The sequence below is a fragment of the Nostoc sp. genome, assembly GCF_036917635.1.
GTDB lineage: Bacteria > Cyanobacteriota > Cyanobacteriia > Cyanobacteriales > Nostocaceae > Nostoc.
Genome location: NZ_JBALCW010000038.1, coordinates 65,049 through 80,659 on the forward strand (window position 1 = coordinate 65,049; position 15,611 = coordinate 80,659).

The window sequence follows — 15,611 nt, forward strand, 5'->3', positions numbered from 1 at the left end:
CTAATGTTTTAATCAGCTTATTGTGAGGCTAGTGTAGGCTCACTATAGACAAATAGTAAAAATTAGTGGATGCTAAAAATAGCAGCACAAATATCAACAGATAAATCTATTTGCACCGGAAATTTATGTAGAAAAAAGAGACAGTTGATTCAAGTTATGCTTCATATTCAGACTTGTTGAGTTGATTAAAAGCATAAGAAGCGATCGCTAAACTGACCTTTGCTTTCTCTACTTCGGATAAAGCTGTCCACTCGCTATTTTGAAGATTACTGAGTGCAGATGCGGCGTTTTGCGATTCGGTGCAACGCATAGCATAAGCAAAAGGACGAGCCAAAACTAAAAGATCCTCAGTTCCCCAATTTGGTAGTACTGTCTGAACACAGTCAACCAGTTGTTGACTAATTGATTGATGGGCAGCAAAAATTTCAGCAGCTTTGGTGGCGATGGTGTTGAGCAATGCTTGGGGGACACAGGCGGCAAAAGTACTAGATAATGTTTCTTGAAGATTCAGCACTAATGCTTGTTGGGGATTGTGATTAGAGTCTGACGCTTGGGAGATGCCAGACCAAAGTGTGTCTAGATGGCTATAAAAATCTTGCGATCGCTTTGTCAGTTCTTCCTCAAGCAAATCTTGCATTCCAAACTGTTGTTCTAATTCGTCAAAATAAGCTTCTGATTCTTCATCACCTGGATTCCACGGATAGATAGCATCGTCTGGTTCGAGTAAGGCTTCTAATAATTCTAAATCTACATTATATGGCAAAGAAGAGAAAGTATCTGAGCCGTTAATTTTATTAGCCATTTTTCATTACCTCACATATTACTTAGTGGTATTTACAGCTACAACTCCTCAGAAGAGATTTCCGCAAAAGCAGTTGAATTTTTCTACAAAAAAAACAAATTTTAAAGATTGATGCTAAAGACTCAAATTTATTTTTAAAATAGCTCTGCTAGCAGTCTTCAATAATAAACTCCCAGGTTTCAGCTCTAGCACTTCCAAACTTTAACTGCATTCCCGATTTCAATGGGACTTCCTCTCGGAGGATTTGTTGCCAACCATTAGGGCCTAAAAACCAGGTTGTGCCGTAGGTGGAAAAATCTTGCAAGTAATAACTTCGCACCAATGTAGCATCAGTAAGAGTATTGCGGCAAAAGATTTCGGCGTGGCGTTTGGATACAGATGGTTCTGGGATGACAATATCATTGTCTTTCGTGCGGCCGATGCGGGTGACTCCATAACGCAGTAACCAGGTTTTACCTTTTGGGGCGAGCGATCGCAACGAAGCAGAAGGAAGCGGGGAACCGATATCAGGAATGGCTGTGTCTGGTAGTTCGGTAATACCTTCATCCAGATTTTTAATCAGTTCGCCATTGAAATCTGGATGCAGGTAGAGAACAGGCAAAGTCCAAGCAGGTTGATTAAATTTATACAGTGTTAACAACTCTTGCCTAGCCTGGGCTACGGCTTCATCAATTGGCTTGTGCGATCGCAAAGCTTCGGTAAAGGCTTGAATAAAACTGTGGCTTTCATGGTCTGCGATTTCATCGCGCATCCCCAAAACCGCAGGCACACCATGACGAATCAACACTTCGGCTAAACTGCTGGTAGGGATAGCTTGATGATTGATAGCAGCTGGTTGTGCGCCCCAACAGGCGTTAAAAACTGCTAATTTCACACCTGTACGGGTCAATACTTGCGCCAATTCTATCCCATTTAGGGGCATATCTGGTCGCAAAAACAGTAACCCCCCGTCTGGACCTGGCAAACCATGTCCAGCGTAAAACAAAACATTGTATGCTCTGGTTTCTAATTCTTGAATCAACTCCTGTGGAGTTGGTTGTAGGAGTTGATTGACTATACAAGGTGCACATCTTTGGGAATTACCACCCACAAAGGTATCTGCAAGAGTTTGCTGTAGAATAGCAGCTTCTTGTTCTAGTTGCAGCTTGTCATCATGACCTAAAACCAGCAGGATACTTAAAGCCTGGTCAGTTCGCAAATGCGGTAAGGGGTCAACTTCAGTGCTGGTGCGACTAAATAGCAAATCTTGGGAGAGAGACATAGCTGATTGACCAGGTTCACGCTGCATAATTTCCCAAGGCAGAGCAATCAAATCCGGGTCGCGGATTTCTAGGCGGAAGCGCAGACGTGTATCCAGACCCATAGCAATACCGCGACTGCGTTCTAGACTACCAAGAATTTGTCCGTCAAATACCCAGCGCCATAAATTCATTCCCAAGTTTTGCATCAGACGACTGCTGTAGGGGCCAGTGGGTTGACCTGAAGAGGGTGAAATCAAATCTATGGGGAATGGGTTGGACTTTTGGGATGTTGAGTTTGGGGAAATATTTAAGTGACTATGACCAGCAAACATTTGCTGCCATTCTTGCCAGACGTGATTGAGTTCATCAGGCCATACACAGTCACGTAAAACGTAGCCACTGGGATAGGGAGCTTTGACCACCCAAATGGCGAAGTTGTCAGTGCCAGTGTTAAGGAGACGGGCGATCGCCAAATTCAGGGATGGCATGGATTCATTAAAATAAAAACTAAAATAAATAATTTCAAATAACAATTCTCTAAGGTGAAAACTTTCTACTTTTTTACCTTGTAAGTTTTTTACACTGATTGTTACCTGTTATTATTCCAGGTTTTTACCAGTTTATCGATTATTTCACTAAGTTGGACTGCTGTCGTCAGGTGGTTGAGTAACTGGCGGTTGTGTGACAGGTGTACATGGACTTGGTGCATCTTCTGGTAAAACAGAGACACCAAAGCGTTTGAGTTGGGAGAAGTCCAGTAATACTGTTGCTGGCAAAGGTTTTGAATTTGATGGCACTGAGGGTGTTACGACAGGATTATTAGTGTTAGCTGGGGTTTGTGTGTTTTTAGTGGCACAGACTCGCATAGACACCGAAAGATTGCCAGAAGCAGGTTTAGGATTTGGTTTTGTGTTGATAACTTGTAAAAAAGCTCCAGGGGGAAGCGATTGGTTGTTTCCCAAGGATATTGGATTGTTAGTTTTAATTACCCACCCAGGAGAAAGGTTGGCTAGCGATCGCGCTGTGGGTGTCGCTTCGATGGTAGGATTTGAAGTTGGGACTGGAGTGGATGAAATAAACGGGACTAATGGCGATCGCAGTTGCTTCACGAACAATCCCAAACCACCTGCTGCTAACACAAATATTAACGGAACAATCCACTGTAGTGGTAAACCGGAACTTTTCGCAGGTTCAGTGTCTGGAATCACGTGAGTTTTGTGGTTTAGGCCACTTAAAAGTGTCGGATCTGTCGCCCTGGATGTAAAATCAATAGTCTTGGCAGAATAACTCTCTGGAATGACGGCTTTGATCGTAATTTCGGGTTCCCAGTATTGGACTTGATAATGCACTAAAGCGATGGTGACATTATCGTGTCCATTCTTAGTGTTAGCGATTTCTACTAATCTATCTGCAACATCTGCTATGGGGACTTCCCCAACTATAATTGGCAAGATTTCTGTTTCCCAGTACTCCTCCACCCGATCAAAATCACTCAAACCATCGGATGTGAGCAGAAAAACAGCATCTTCGTCGAGCATAAACCGTGTCGATGTGGGATGTAATGAAGTGCTAGGTCCCATACCCAAAGCCTGGACGAGAGAGCCAGCAGCACTCTGTTGTACAGCCTCGCGGTAAATGGCATAGCCTAGCCGCACCTCGCGGGAGGCAACATCATCGTCGAGGGTAACTTGATAACAGCCGTGGCGGGTAATCCAGTAAGCACGACTATCACCGACGTGGGTAATGTACATTTCATGAGCAACAGGCAATGCCATTACTAAAGTCGTACCCATCCTCTGACGGCCTTGGCGATTTTCACTGTCATTGCGCTGACTAATTTTGTCATTAGCAATTGCCACTGCCTTTTCTAGGTCATTAAGTAGCACTGAGGGGTCTATGTGGTCATAAGGAACTTTTGTTAGTTGCTGTACTTGTTGCTGGATGGTTTCGATGGCTAAATTTGATGCGACATTGCCCCCCTCATGCCCACCGATGCCATCACAGACAATTGCTAAGGCTGTTGGCTGGGGTGGTTTGCTCACTAGAGTTCCACTGGGTGGGCTACAGGAATCTTCGTTCCGTTGGCGGCTAGGCCCTGTCTCGGTTTTGGTGATAATTTTGATTGAGGGTGTTTGCGATCGCCCTAACCCAGCAAGTCCGCTATCTAAAACTCCGATTAATTGATCGGTTGAATTAATCTTTCCCTGAATTAAGGAAAGGCTAACCTGATCAACAAATTCACTTATGGCTGGTTTGGCACTATTAACTAATTGCTGCCAAAATTGACCTAATTGGGGCAATTCTGGTGATGGTGCGGCATCGAAGCGCAATTCTAACAAACGGATTAACGATCCTTCTACCCGTAATACATTTGAGTCAAGCAAGCTAGAGACAACACCTTCACTCGCAAGAGGTTGCCACAGATGAGCTATTTGCCATAACCAATTGAGTTGGCGCATTGATGTAGCATCACGCCAAGCCAAGGTTAACTCGCTGCACAAATGCACTTGTTGGATTTTGTCATCTACTAATAATGGAGGTTTTTCTAAAAGTAATATTTCTCGATGGGAAAGGCCATCACCGAGAAAAAGCACTCCATATACCTGCGGTATGTGTAAACGGTAGGGAATCAGTCTCAGATAAGCTTTTAGAGGCTGTAAGTGATCTAACTCAGGCGTTAGCGCTAATAAACCAGGTTTCGTATCTAAAAGAACAAATTTATCAAGGACTAAATAGCGATCGGCTAATATTTCTCCAGGGCTACCCACACTCGGGCCATCTACCACAGTCCAGAGGTAATTTTTGGTTAGGGGCGTGGAACATCGCAGGCAAAACTTATGAGTCAGGGGGTTGGCAGCCTGACAACTTTCATTTGTACAGTAGAGCGTTGCCGCGTCATTTTCCATAGTTTTCGCACCGGGAAGCGATTGGCAATTTCTTTAACAGCATTATTAGGGACAATCTAGACCGCTCATCTTTCTTAAACTTGACATACCCAGATAGATGATGATTTGATGATTTTAGCTGGGGCATATCAGCAGGTGCTAATACTTACTTATCCAAAAAATACGCTCCTAAGTCAACCATACAGCCTCATCATAGCTTCTATTGCTCTGTGATCCATCAAGAAAGCAACTAACAAAAAACCGTGTTACCAAAGCATAACCCAAGCATAAGTGCGCCCCAAGCTTTTGCTGAATTACCCCATCATCAAGAGGCAGATAATCTTGGTATTTATTTAGTTTATAAGTAGGATAGCAATAATTAACTTTAATTAAGAATTAAGATAAGTGAACTATTCAAAATACCTGACTAATGAAGTGGCTTTAAAAATCTGCTAATCTCGTTTCCGGGTTCTTTTTGGGGAGGTCGCAAAGCTTCACAGATTAATCTTCCCCCTTCCAGCAACAAAAGTTTTTCCCTAACCCTCTCCTACGAGGAGAGGGTTAGGGAGAGGTCAGGAAGGGGGTTAGGGGGTTAGGTTAATCGTTAGGTTTTCCAGATGAATCTGAATTGTCAGAAAAGTTCACCCAGATCGCCACCAACTCATTCGCTTATTTTTTGTCGTCCATTGCGACTTGGGGGACTCCCATGCTGTAGTTGGTAACGCGGGCAGATAGATTATAGCTGATTTCGCCGACTTGGAGGAGCGATCGCAGATAATGCTCTAAGTCTGACCCAACACGCCGCAAGTTGTAGTCTGTGAGGTCTGCGCCACTAGATGCTTCTACTAGTTCATCAAATTTTCGATAAACTTTTTGCAGCGCATCTTCATTCCAGTTAAATTCGTTATCTGGGTCAATATCTAACGTTAAGACCTGTTGACTGGGAATCAGTTCGCCATCCCGGTCAATTTCGCCTGCAAAAATGCGGACATGCCGGGTTGTGGACTTGAGCAGCATCGGGTTATCCATAAAAGGGTGTAAGATTTGGGTGGATTACACTGAAATAATTGTAAACGCTATATTCAAGCTTGAATGCTCTCAATTTACAAGCTTTGAACGCAGTTTCAAAAGGGTATATTGAATGAGCATAAGTAAAAATATCACCTGTACTGATTAACTTACTACTTCTGTTAGGAGTTGAAGACACAATTAGCAGCTAGTACTGACAGTAGTCCAATTATTTTTTTGTAAAAATTACTGGGGAAAGTATTTTTATTTGGCGTATACAAACAAGTCAAAGCGATGTGCTAATCTTACCTCCTGCTAAATTTTCCGTACTCATGAAGCCTAAAAGCTAGTGGGGTGAGGCACTCAACAGGAATATTTTGATCTATGTACATTTTTTTATAGAGAACAAAAGTTTTTCCCTGAATAATTCTGCTCATCAATTTATTGGGAATTTTCTATTGCAAAAAACGTACATCAAGTAATTTTACTGAATCGGGCTACATCGACCTCTGGCTTTAATAATTTCGCAAAAATTAAGCGATTTTACTTACGTATAAACACCAAAATTCAAGTAACAAGTCAAACTGTTATTGACGTTAACATAAAGTTGAGGTAAAAAGCTTTAAAAAGACCCGACAACTTCTTACAGAAACTTTATTGTGTAGAATCTTAAAAATTGAATAATAGTTATGGCTTACCATAAGCTATATCTGGCACACTCACATCAAAATCTAGCTTGAAAATAAAACACAGGAGACTGAAATGGAATACAAAGGTGATTGATGAAGAAAAATTCTTAATTCAAGCACTTTGCATTTAAAGAAGATATAAAGAATTTTGCTGGGCATCTACCTCCTTACCCTCATGACCACCAAGTAAAGGAATCTCAATAGCTATGAACTCCAAAGCATTACCACGCCAGATAAATAATCTCGAAGTAGGTGTTTATGAGTGCGAAATCCATCTCAAATTCCGGTTGATTGAGGAAAAGAGTCTATTAGGCGATCGCGAACAACTGTTACAGGTATTACTTGATGCCTTGACCGAGGGTTCTGACGACTTTCTAGAGACACTGCAAGCGTCCGTTAAAGCGCAGGAAGTGTCCGAGTTCAAAGCCTCACCTCAAATGCGACGCCAGTTGATGCGCTTGCGTAATGTTGCTGAAAATCCCCCAATTTAAAGGTGTAATTTAAGTAGCGAAAAAACATGAATTGGGCATCAAATCAAATGTTGATTGCGCGGTTCGGTTGCAATAAAAACGATTTCAGCAAGTAGAATTCATAAAATATTGTGATTTCTCTTTGTGAAAGTCTTAATTTAGCAACACAGAGTCCCAGGAACAGTTTCTCTATAAAAAACTTTGTAGCAAAGGGTACTGGTAGAATCTAAGAGCAAATTCAGCCGGGTGCATTTTACCGAGTTTTTATAAAAACATTGCAGGAACAATAAAATTCTGTGTCTTTACAGATGGGGAATTGGACAACAGGCGCGAATTCAATAAAAACCTAAAAGGCCAAAGTCAAAATAAATAACTTTCCTTTTAGTTTTTTACTTTAACTAAACCAAATCTTAGTTGAGAACGGTAGTTTTCACCCTCTCCCTAAATCCCTCTCCCAAATCTGGGAGAGGGAGTTTGAAATTCTGGCTCCCCGAATCCCAGATTTGGGATTCGGGGTTGGGGGATGAGGGCAAATCCTTTTCATCATGGAAGAACTATAGGTTTCAAGATAGACGTGGTTTAAGTGCCTGATTTGCTGAAATACTTATGTTTTATCTATTACTGGTAATACGTGATGGTTTAGCAGCCAGTTACCTATTGCCAATTACCGACAAGAAGGAGGCAGGGGAGGCAGGGGAGGCAGGGGAGAAGAATTTTCTCCTCAGCAAGAGCAGCAGCCCGCCCCTCTGCCTCTTCCCAATTCCCAATGCCCAATGCCCAATTCAAAAACTGTCTATTTAGCAAGACCGTGTTCTAGGGCGAAACGAACTAACTCTGTACGGCTATTAGTGCCAGTTTTACTAAACAAACGGCTGACGTATTTTTCTACATTGCGGACGCTGGTTTCCAAGCGACGGGCGATTTCTTTGTTCATCAACCCTTCGGCGACCAAGTTTAAAACACTTTGTTCTCTAGGAGTCAAATCAATTTTGAAAGGGGCTGGCGATTGAGAAATGGCATTTCTTTGAGTTAACAATGCCTTAATTTGGGCAATCTGATTGGCTAGTTCAGCAATATTAGGGGTTTCAACGTCATCTCCGGTAGTTGAAGCCTTAGCGGCGCGGCGGGCTAGCAAATTTTCGACTATAGCGACTAACTCATCTGGATCGAAGGGTTTGGGTAGATAGGCATCGACACCAGCATGATATCCTTGGATGCGATCGCCTGTCATACCTTTAGCAGTTAAAAATACTACCGGCAGTGCTTGGAAGCGGGGGTCTTCTCGGAGTTGCTTCAGGAACTGATAGCCATCCACCTGAGGCATCATGACATCGGAAATCACTAAGTCAGGTGTATTCATCTGCATCCATTCCCAACCTTCAAGGGCGTTACTGGCGACTTGAACGCTGAAACCGCTCTCTTGCAAATAGTCCTTCACGGCTTCCCGTATCCCTGGTTCATCATCCACCAGTAACAATTGTGCTGACATTTAAAATTCCCTTGAGTTTACCTTTTTCCAATTTAGCGAAAGTTGACGGGCATTGAACAAAAGGGATAAAGGAAAAAGGAATTGCTTGTTAAGGTTGGGCGACAGCTTAACTAAGGTAACGAGGGCAATGACCAATTTTACGGTCACAAAAAAATAGTTTTGTTGATTTTTCTAATCATCCACAATGGAACCATGAATACGGATGGAAGAATACTTTAAATAATCTGCGTCTCATTATCCAACCACTCTTACTATTTTGATTGATTTATCCCTGGTTAAGTATTTTATCTAATTCACATTTATTGCTAGGATTCAATCATTTAATTGCTGCAATGAATCAATTTAAACCTGGTTATGCTTCTGGATAATTTAACTTATTTACTACTTGCTTATTTCGGAAAGTGACAGAAGAGGGATATGGAAGAGGGGAGACATAATTCTAGTTCCCTGAATCTTAAATGATGGGATTCGGGGTTAGGGGATGAGGGCTAGCAAGGTTTTTGCAGATTTGGGATGCTCCCAAAAACTGTTTGTACCAGTAACGATACAATAGCATTGATTGTCTTGCTGTCAATTTTTTTCGTCCTATGCTGCCAGTCATCTATTCTGACGAATTTTTAGATCACAAGACTGGAAAATACCATCCTGAAAGACCAGAACGTTTAAGTGCGATCGCTACTGCCCTAAAAGCAGCTACATTCGCAGATAAAATTGACTGGCGTGAGCCTACACCAACATCAGAACAGCGATCGCTGATGCCTGTGTTAGTTAAAGCACATAGCCCAGCCTACATCAAAAAACTTTGGCAAATCGCTTCTAGTGGCGGCGGCCCTTTGGATGGAGATACGCCAGTTTCCCCACGTAGTTATGATGTGGCTTTGTTAGCTGTCAGTGCATGGTTAGATGGTGTTGAGGCTGTATTAAAGTCAGCTAATCCAGCTTTTGTACTAGCACGTCCCCCAGGACATCACGCAGAAAGTGATGCGGGGATGGGCTTTTGCCTATTTTCTAATGCTGCGATCGCCGCTTTATTTGCCCTCGAACAACCCGGAATTAACCGCGTCGCCATCCTCGATTGGGATGTACATCACGGTAATGGTACTCAAGCGATCGTTGAAACCCAAGCAGCGATCGCTTACTGTTCCCTACACCAGTATCCCTGCTATCCTGGTACTGGAAGATCGACAGAACGCGGCTTTCATAATAATGTATTAAATTTACCTGTACCCCCTGGTAGTGATATTGCAGTATATCAGCCATTATTTGAAACACAGGTTATACCCTTTTTAGCTAACTTTCAAGCAGATTTGCTGATTGTGAGTGCTGGTTATGATGGCAATGCCGCAGATCCTTTGGCAAGTATCAATTTGCAGCCAGAAGACTACGCTTTATTTACTGATTATTGTCTAGGGATAACTCGTAAAATTTTGTTTGGCTTAGAAGGTGGTTACGACTTTGACTCTCTTTCTCAATCAGTCGTAGCGACAATTGAACATTGTTTATTTTAGGTAATTTCTTTTTTTAGGTAAAACCTCGGAATTCCTAATTGACTGACTTTCGTATATGCACTGAGATGATAATAATCCGAGGATTTGTGGCTGGGATTCCCGACTCTCTAATAAACCGGGAATTTTCTTGGATGTTTCCTTTGGATTTTACAATATAGTCTGCAAAAATAGACAATTTGTGCATACTTATTGTCATGATTATTTGTGAGCTAGTTGACTAATTTAACAACTAGCTTTATGTAAAATTAGGGTGACACAACTTTTGCTCTCAACCAACCTAAGTAATTTCTTTTACCAAGGCTTTCTAATATTCATCAAATCTTCAGCAATAAAAAGTTTGAATGTTGTTCTGAAACAGCTAAAGTTTTGTTAAGATGCAATTGCTAGCATTTTCTCGGCGAAATTCACCTATCGGTGTGTGGAGAAATAAAAAGTACTAGCAGCACAAATTTTAAAAGGTGAAGCAATGACCACCTACATTTTTTTCGATGAAGCCCTACGGATGCTGACAAACGCTTATTTAATATCAGTAGTACTGTTAATAGCAGCTTCTGGTATAGGTTTGGCGGTAATTGAAACAATAGAAAAGGCAGAAGAACCCTAAGTTGACAAATGGCAGTATATTTATTGCCAAAAACCATTGGGTGCAAGTGTTCGCCATGAACAAATCTTGGGAATACTAAAGCATAAAAGTCTTATAGCATTGCAGTCTTAGCTGTAAATCTACCAAATACACAGGTAACTGTAGCGCTATTGAGGCTCTAACCAAGGAGTTACTAGAATGGGTCTATTCGACGCTGTATTGGGTACAGAAAACCAAACCCAAACAGCACTCAATCCAGCAGAGGCTTTTGCTATTATTGTTTTGGCAGCAACAGCCTCAGACGGTTATCTTTCTGTTGAGCAAGCAAATTCTATCACTTTTGTGTTGTCTCGGATGAAACTTTTTAAAAGTTATCCCCATGAGATGATGAACAAGCTGTTTGAGAAAATCTTGGGACTTTTCCAAGGGGATGGCTTTAATAATTTATTTAATGCAGCCAAAGATTGTCTATCTCAAGACTTGCGGGAAGCAGCCTTTGCAGTAGCTACCGATCTAGTTCTAGCTGAAGGTATCGTCGCTGAAGAAGAAAAAAACTTCTTAAATGATTTATATCAAGCTTTAGGTCTTTCTAGAGAGATAGCAGTACAAATTATGCAAGTAATCTTAATTAAAAACCAGGGATAGGGCGATAAAATATATGCTTAATTAAACTATATAAATAGCTTATAAACAAAGGGTGCCAAAGAAGTTAAGCTTCTTTGGCACTATTTTTGGTGTTATTGTAACTAGACTTAGATTTGTGCCTTTTTCAAGAGGTTGTAAATCTTGTTGTTCAATGCAGTATTGTGTGAGAATTCGAGTTTCTAATTTTGAAGTTTAAATTGTAAATTACTTATGCGTTGCTCTACCACCCTAACCCAACTGGTTGAAGTTCTTTTGGCTAATCCGATAAACTTATCTGAAACTGCTTTAACACAAATAAGTTGCGGTATACAAACAGATAGCCGTACCCTAAAGCCAGGTGAAGTATTTCTAGCTTTACGAGGCGATAAGTTTGATGGACATGAATTTGTGCAAACTGCGATCGCAAAGGGTGCAATAGTGGCAATTGTGGATTTTGAATACGAAAATCCGGGACTTCCTATATTACAAGTAAAAGACACCCTCAAAGCATATCAGAAAATCGGCAGATGGTGGCGCGATCGCTTTAACATTCCTGTAATTGGTATAACAGGTTCTGTAGGTAAAACTACGACTAAAGAATTGATTGCGGCAGTTTTAAGGACAAAGGGACGAGTTCACAAAACTTATGAAAATTACAACAACGAAATCGGTGTCCCGAAAACTCTCCTAGAACTTGGCAAAGAAGATGACTACGCCGTGATTGAAATGGCGATGCGGGGTAGGGGACAAATTGCCGAACTAACACAAATAGCACGTCCAACAATTGGAGTGATTACCAATGTGGGGACGGCACATATTGAATTACTCGGTTCGGAAGAAGCGATCGCTGAGGCAAAATGTGAGTTATTAGCCGAAATGTCTGCTGATAGTGTGGCAATTCTCAACCACGACAATCCTTTATTAATGGCCACAGCAGCAAAATTTTGGCACGGAGAAGTTTTAACTTACGGCTTTTCTGGTGGGGATATCCAAGGGCAATTAATTGATAACGACCAGGTGGAAGTTGCAGGAATCCAACTGCCTCTACCTTTGCCTGGTCGTCACAATGCGACTAATTTCTTGGCAGCTTTAGCGGTGGCAAAGGTGTTGGGGATTGATTGGGCATCTCTCAAAGCAGGTGTGATGGTGGATATGCCCACAGGGCGATCGCAGCGATTTACCTTACCCAATGATGTGGTAATCTTAGATGAGACTTATAATGCTGCACCAGAAGCTATGATGGCAGCGTTGCAATTATTGGCAGAGACACCAGGAAAACGGAAAATTGCCGTGTTGGGTGCAATGAAAGAATTGGGAGAGCGATCGCAGCAGTTGCACCAGCGAGTGGGAGAAACAGTGAAAAAGTTGAATTTAGACGGCTTGTTAGTTTTGGTAGATGGACAAGATGCCGAAGCGATCGCTATTAGTGCTGAAGGTATCCCATCGGAGTGCTTTGCAACTCATGCTGATTTGGTGGCTAGGTTGAAGACATTTATGCAAACAGGCGATCGTTTATTATTTAAAGCCGCCCATTCAGTGGGACTAGATCGGGTAGTCAATCAATTACGTGCAGAATTTTCTAGATGATAAGCTAAAAAACAAATAAGCTTGCATAACCCTTATTAAATATAACTCTTGTGGGGTGGGCATCCTGCCCGCCCAGCTTATGCAAGTTTATTTGTGGAACAGCTTACCACTAGAAACCCAACGTCTCACAATACTGCTCGGTTTCGTTACTCAACCCAACCTACATTGGAGTTATTTTTTAGGCAAAACCTACGCAGTATTGGCTCTACTATAAGTTACTTGTAACTCAAGTTAGACAATGGTTAAGTTAGTTAAGTTGCCTTTGTAGCCAGTAATCTCAATCACAGCATTCGTAAGAGCAGAAAATCCATAAGTACTATCATTCAGTACCAGGAAAGTCCGTTGATGATTGCCTGTACCAAAGGTAAAAGTTCCCGCACCTTTAGCCGGAACAAAACCAAAACCATTTGTAGCAAATGTCCGTTGTATATCCAACAGATTTAGACTTGCAACAGTGCCAAGTGGAACCACACTCTCGGCTGAAACTGCATTCGGACCATCAATTTTGTCTTCAGAGATGTTAAGATCAGTAATTCTATCAAAGCCAGACAGCAACGAATCGCTCAGGCTGTTAAATACAAACTTATCAGCGCCATTACCACCTGTAAGAATATCACCACCAGCGCCGCCGTTGAGGATGTCATTACCGTTATCACCAACTAGTTTGTCATTTCCAGCTAATCCAAACAGTTCATCGTTACCGTTTTTACCAGAAATTTTGTCATTGCCAGCCCCACCGGTGAGTATATCTTTACAGTTGCCACCGTTTAAGATTTTACCAGGAACATTTACTTCTGTGGTAGTCTGGCTGATGATTTGAGAGTTGGCATTATACAGATAACTAGCAACTGCATCAGTAGTGCCATCGCCGTTTTTGTCAATATCTGCCGAAGTCAGTTTGCCATTGGCATCATAGTTATAACTGGTAATCTCGTCAGCGATGCCATCATTATTTTTGTCAGCTACCTGTGCAGCTAGTTTATTATTAGCGTTGTAGCTGTAAGCAGTCACCTGATCAATGATGCGATCGCGGTTATTGTCAATTTCTTGTGAACTTAGCTTGCCAGTATAATCGTAGATATAAGTGCCAACCGCATCAACTACACCATCGTTGTTGAAGTCATAGCTGGCGGTAGCGCGTCCATAAGTAAAAGTTAGGGAAGAATCAGCGATGCCGTCGCCGTTGTAGTCATTACCTTTTTGGGATGTTTGGTTGCCATTGGCATCATAAGTATAGGTTGTCACAGAATCAACGATGCCGTCGCCGTTGCCGTCATTGCTTTCGGATGTCCGCTTCCCATTAGCATCATAAGTAAAGGTTGTGACAGAATCAACGATGCCGTCGCCGTTGTTGTCATAGCTTTGGGATGTCAGGTTGCCTTTGGCATCATAAGTAGAAGTGCTGACGTAATCGGCTATGCCGTCATTGTTGCTGTCCTCGCTTTCGGATGTCTGGTTGCCATTAGGATCATAAGTAAAGGTTCTCACATCATCGGCTATGCCGTCGCCGTTGTTGTCACGACTAAAGGATGTCTTGTTGCCATTGGCATCATAAATAGAGCTTTCAAAATAATCAACTATGCCGTCGCCGTTGTTGTCACGACTAAAGGATGTCTTGTTGCCATTGGCATCATAAATAGAGCTTTCAAAATAATCAACTATGCCGTCGCCCTTATAGTCAACGCTCCGGGATGTCTGGTTGCCTTTGGCATCATAAGTATAGTTCGTGATAGAATTAGTTTCGCCGTAAAAACTTTCGGATGTCAGGTTGCCTTTGGCATCATAAGTATATTTTGTGACCTCATCATTGATGCCGTCATTGTTGCTGTCACGACTAAAGGATGTCGGGTTGCCGTTGGCATTATAAGTATAGGTATCGACAGAATCAACGATGCCGTCGCTGTTGCTGTCACGACTAAAGGATGTCTGGTTGCCGTTGGCATCATAAGTATAGGTGTAGACCCTCTTAGCGATGCTGTCGTTATAGCTTTCGGATGTCTTGTTGCCTTTGGCATCATAAGTATAGGTTTCAAAGATATGAACATTGGCATCGCCATTGTAGTATAAACGTCTGGATGTCTTGTTGCCATTGGCATCATAAGTATAGGTGTTCACACTACCAATGCCGTTATCGTCAATGCTTTCGACTGTCCGGTTATAGCTGTATTTAATAACTGAGTCTGTTGTCCCATCGCTGTTTTTGTCTATATTCTCAGATATCACATTGCCATTGGCATCGTAAGTGTAAGTTGTAGTTGATGTCATAAACTTCTGTTTCTTTATTAATATCTCTATGACTATACATGAATACTGGAGGGTGGGTAATCGAAACTCATTGCAAGTTGTGAAATATATTTATACTACATCAGTAATCTAAAATATTGCAAGCGATGTCTAACCTATAAGCCTATATGCGTCTACGCACTGCTTTAGGGACTTCCAAATAAAAAAAGACTCAACTACTTCTTGTGGGGTGGGCAAGATGCCCACCCCACAAGATTGGGTAATTTATTTCTTGGAAGTCCTTTACCCGATCAGAAGGTGCGATCGCAGAGTTGTAATTATTGGCAGACACACCCAAATATGGCAAAATTGCCGTATTGGGTGCTATGAAAGAAGTGTAAATAGTGATGTCTAACGACTTGCCTAAATGCGTCTATGCAGTAGCGAGTTGAAGAAGCAGTGCGATCGCAGACTATATTAGGACTTACGCAAGAACCCTCTA

At 41.9% G+C, this 15,611-nt stretch carries 12 protein-coding genes and 1 pseudogene; 7 read left to right on the plus strand and 6 right to left on the minus strand.

The window, feature by feature from the left end; genetic code table 11:
- Positions 1 to 154 precede the first annotated feature (154 nt).
- The 4 genes from V7K32_RS10595 to V7K32_RS10610 form a co-directional block, all read right to left on the minus strand.
- Positions 155 to 802: a hypothetical protein gene (locus V7K32_RS10595; RefSeq protein WP_334992860.1), complete on the minus strand. Its 648-nt coding sequence runs from the start codon at positions 800 to 802 to the stop codon at positions 155 to 157.
- Positions 803 to 950: 148 nt separating this feature from the next.
- Complete coding sequence (locus V7K32_RS10600) at positions 951 to 2,531, minus strand: CHAT domain-containing protein (RefSeq protein ID WP_334992862.1); 1,581 nt, start codon at positions 2,529 to 2,531, stop codon at positions 951 to 953.
- A 147-nt stretch (positions 2,532 to 2,678) separates the two neighbouring features.
- Positions 2,679 to 4,949 carry a PP2C family protein-serine/threonine phosphatase gene (locus tag V7K32_RS10605; protein WP_334992864.1) on the minus strand — a complete coding sequence of 757 codons (2,271 nt, stop codon included), beginning with the start codon at positions 4,947 to 4,949 and terminating at the stop codon, positions 2,679 to 2,681.
- A gap of 648 nt (positions 4,950 to 5,597) precedes the next feature.
- Positions 5,598 to 5,957: an NAD(P)H-quinone oxidoreductase subunit M gene (locus V7K32_RS10610; protein WP_334992866.1), complete on the minus strand. Its 360-nt coding sequence runs from the start codon at positions 5,955 to 5,957 to the stop codon at positions 5,598 to 5,600.
- Positions 5,958 to 6,831: 874 nt separating this feature from the next.
- Here V7K32_RS10610 and V7K32_RS10615 point away from each other — a divergent pair.
- Positions 6,832 to 7,116: an Npun_R1517 family heterocyst differentiation transcriptional regulator gene (locus V7K32_RS10615; protein WP_334992868.1), complete on the plus strand. Its 285-nt coding sequence runs from the start codon at positions 6,832 to 6,834 to the stop codon at positions 7,114 to 7,116.
- 585 nt (positions 7,117 to 7,701) lie between these two features.
- A complete protein-coding gene (locus V7K32_RS10620) occupies positions 7,702 to 7,896 on the plus strand; it encodes a hypothetical protein (protein WP_334992870.1) in 195 nt (64 codons plus the stop codon).
- Here V7K32_RS10620 and V7K32_RS10625 read toward each other — a convergent pair.
- Positions 7,889 to 8,584 carry a response regulator transcription factor gene (locus tag V7K32_RS10625; protein ID WP_334992872.1) on the minus strand — a complete coding sequence of 232 codons (696 nt, stop codon included), beginning with the start codon at positions 8,582 to 8,584 and terminating at the stop codon, positions 7,889 to 7,891. The two genes, V7K32_RS10620 and V7K32_RS10625, sit on opposite strands and share 8 nt — an antisense overlap.
- 146 nt (positions 8,585 to 8,730) lie before the next feature.
- On the opposite strand from V7K32_RS10625, the pseudogene V7K32_RS10630 reads away from it, so the two are divergent.
- From V7K32_RS10630 to V7K32_RS10650, 5 genes and pseudogenes are all read left to right on the plus strand, one after another.
- A pseudogene (locus V7K32_RS10630) lies at positions 8,731 to 8,952 on the plus strand (IS701 family transposase); the annotation flags it as partial.
- Positions 8,953 to 9,171: 219 nt separating this feature from the next.
- On the plus strand, positions 9,172 to 10,092 hold the full coding sequence (locus V7K32_RS10635) for a histone deacetylase family protein (protein ID WP_334992874.1): 921 nt from the start codon (positions 9,172 to 9,174) through the stop codon (positions 10,090 to 10,092).
- A gap of 466 nt (positions 10,093 to 10,558) precedes the next feature.
- The gene (locus tag V7K32_RS10640; protein ID WP_334992876.1) at positions 10,559 to 10,696 is read left to right on the plus strand and encodes a hypothetical protein; all 138 of its coding nucleotides are present in this window, start codon (positions 10,559 to 10,561) and stop codon (positions 10,694 to 10,696) included.
- 177 nt (positions 10,697 to 10,873) lie between these two features.
- Complete coding sequence (locus tag V7K32_RS10645) at positions 10,874 to 11,320, plus strand: tellurite resistance TerB family protein (protein ID WP_334992878.1); 447 nt, start codon at positions 10,874 to 10,876, stop codon at positions 11,318 to 11,320.
- Between the two features lie 210 nt (positions 11,321 to 11,530).
- A complete protein-coding gene (locus V7K32_RS10650) occupies positions 11,531 to 12,886 on the plus strand; it encodes a UDP-N-acetylmuramoyl-tripeptide--D-alanyl-D-alanine ligase (protein ID WP_334992880.1) in 1,356 nt (451 codons plus the stop codon).
- Between the two features lie 231 nt (positions 12,887 to 13,117).
- Here V7K32_RS10650 and V7K32_RS10655 read toward each other — a convergent pair whose 3' ends face one another.
- Positions 13,118 to 15,151 carry a bluetail domain-containing putative surface protein gene (locus V7K32_RS10655; RefSeq protein ID WP_334992882.1) on the minus strand — a complete coding sequence of 678 codons (2,034 nt, stop codon included), beginning with the start codon at positions 15,149 to 15,151 and terminating at the stop codon, positions 13,118 to 13,120.
- Positions 15,152 to 15,611 lie beyond the last annotated feature (460 nt).

Coding starts and splice junctions, on each gene's coding strand:
- V7K32_RS10615 (WP_334992868.1), top strand. CDS start 6,832: ATGAACTCCAAAGCATTACCACGCCAGATAAATAATCTCGAAGTAGGT.
- V7K32_RS10640 (WP_334992876.1), top strand. CDS start 10,559: ATGACCACCTACATTTTTTTCGATGAAGCCCTACGGATGCTGACAAAC.
- V7K32_RS10610 (WP_334992866.1), bottom strand. CDS start 5,957: ATGGATAACCCGATGCTGCTCAAGTCCACAACCCGGCATGTCCGCATT.
- V7K32_RS10635 (WP_334992874.1), top strand. CDS start 9,172: ATGCTGCCAGTCATCTATTCTGACGAATTTTTAGATCACAAGACTGGA.
- V7K32_RS10655 (WP_334992882.1), bottom strand. CDS start 15,151: ATGACATCAACTACAACTTACACTTACGATGCCAATGGCAATGTGATA.
- V7K32_RS10625 (WP_334992872.1), bottom strand. CDS start 8,584: ATGTCAGCACAATTGTTACTGGTGGATGATGAACCAGGGATACGGGAA.
- V7K32_RS10600 (WP_334992862.1), bottom strand. CDS start 2,531: ATGCCATCCCTGAATTTGGCGATCGCCCGTCTCCTTAACACTGGCACT.
- V7K32_RS10620 (WP_334992870.1), top strand. CDS start 7,702: ATGTTTTATCTATTACTGGTAATACGTGATGGTTTAGCAGCCAGTTAC.
- V7K32_RS10650 (WP_334992880.1), top strand. CDS start 11,531: ATGCGTTGCTCTACCACCCTAACCCAACTGGTTGAAGTTCTTTTGGCT.
- V7K32_RS10645 (WP_334992878.1), top strand. CDS start 10,874: ATGGGTCTATTCGACGCTGTATTGGGTACAGAAAACCAAACCCAAACA.
- V7K32_RS10595 (WP_334992860.1), bottom strand. CDS start 802: ATGGCTAATAAAATTAACGGCTCAGATACTTTCTCTTCTTTGCCATAT.
- V7K32_RS10605 (WP_334992864.1), bottom strand. CDS start 4,949: ATGGAAAATGACGCGGCAACGCTCTACTGTACAAATGAAAGTTGTCAG.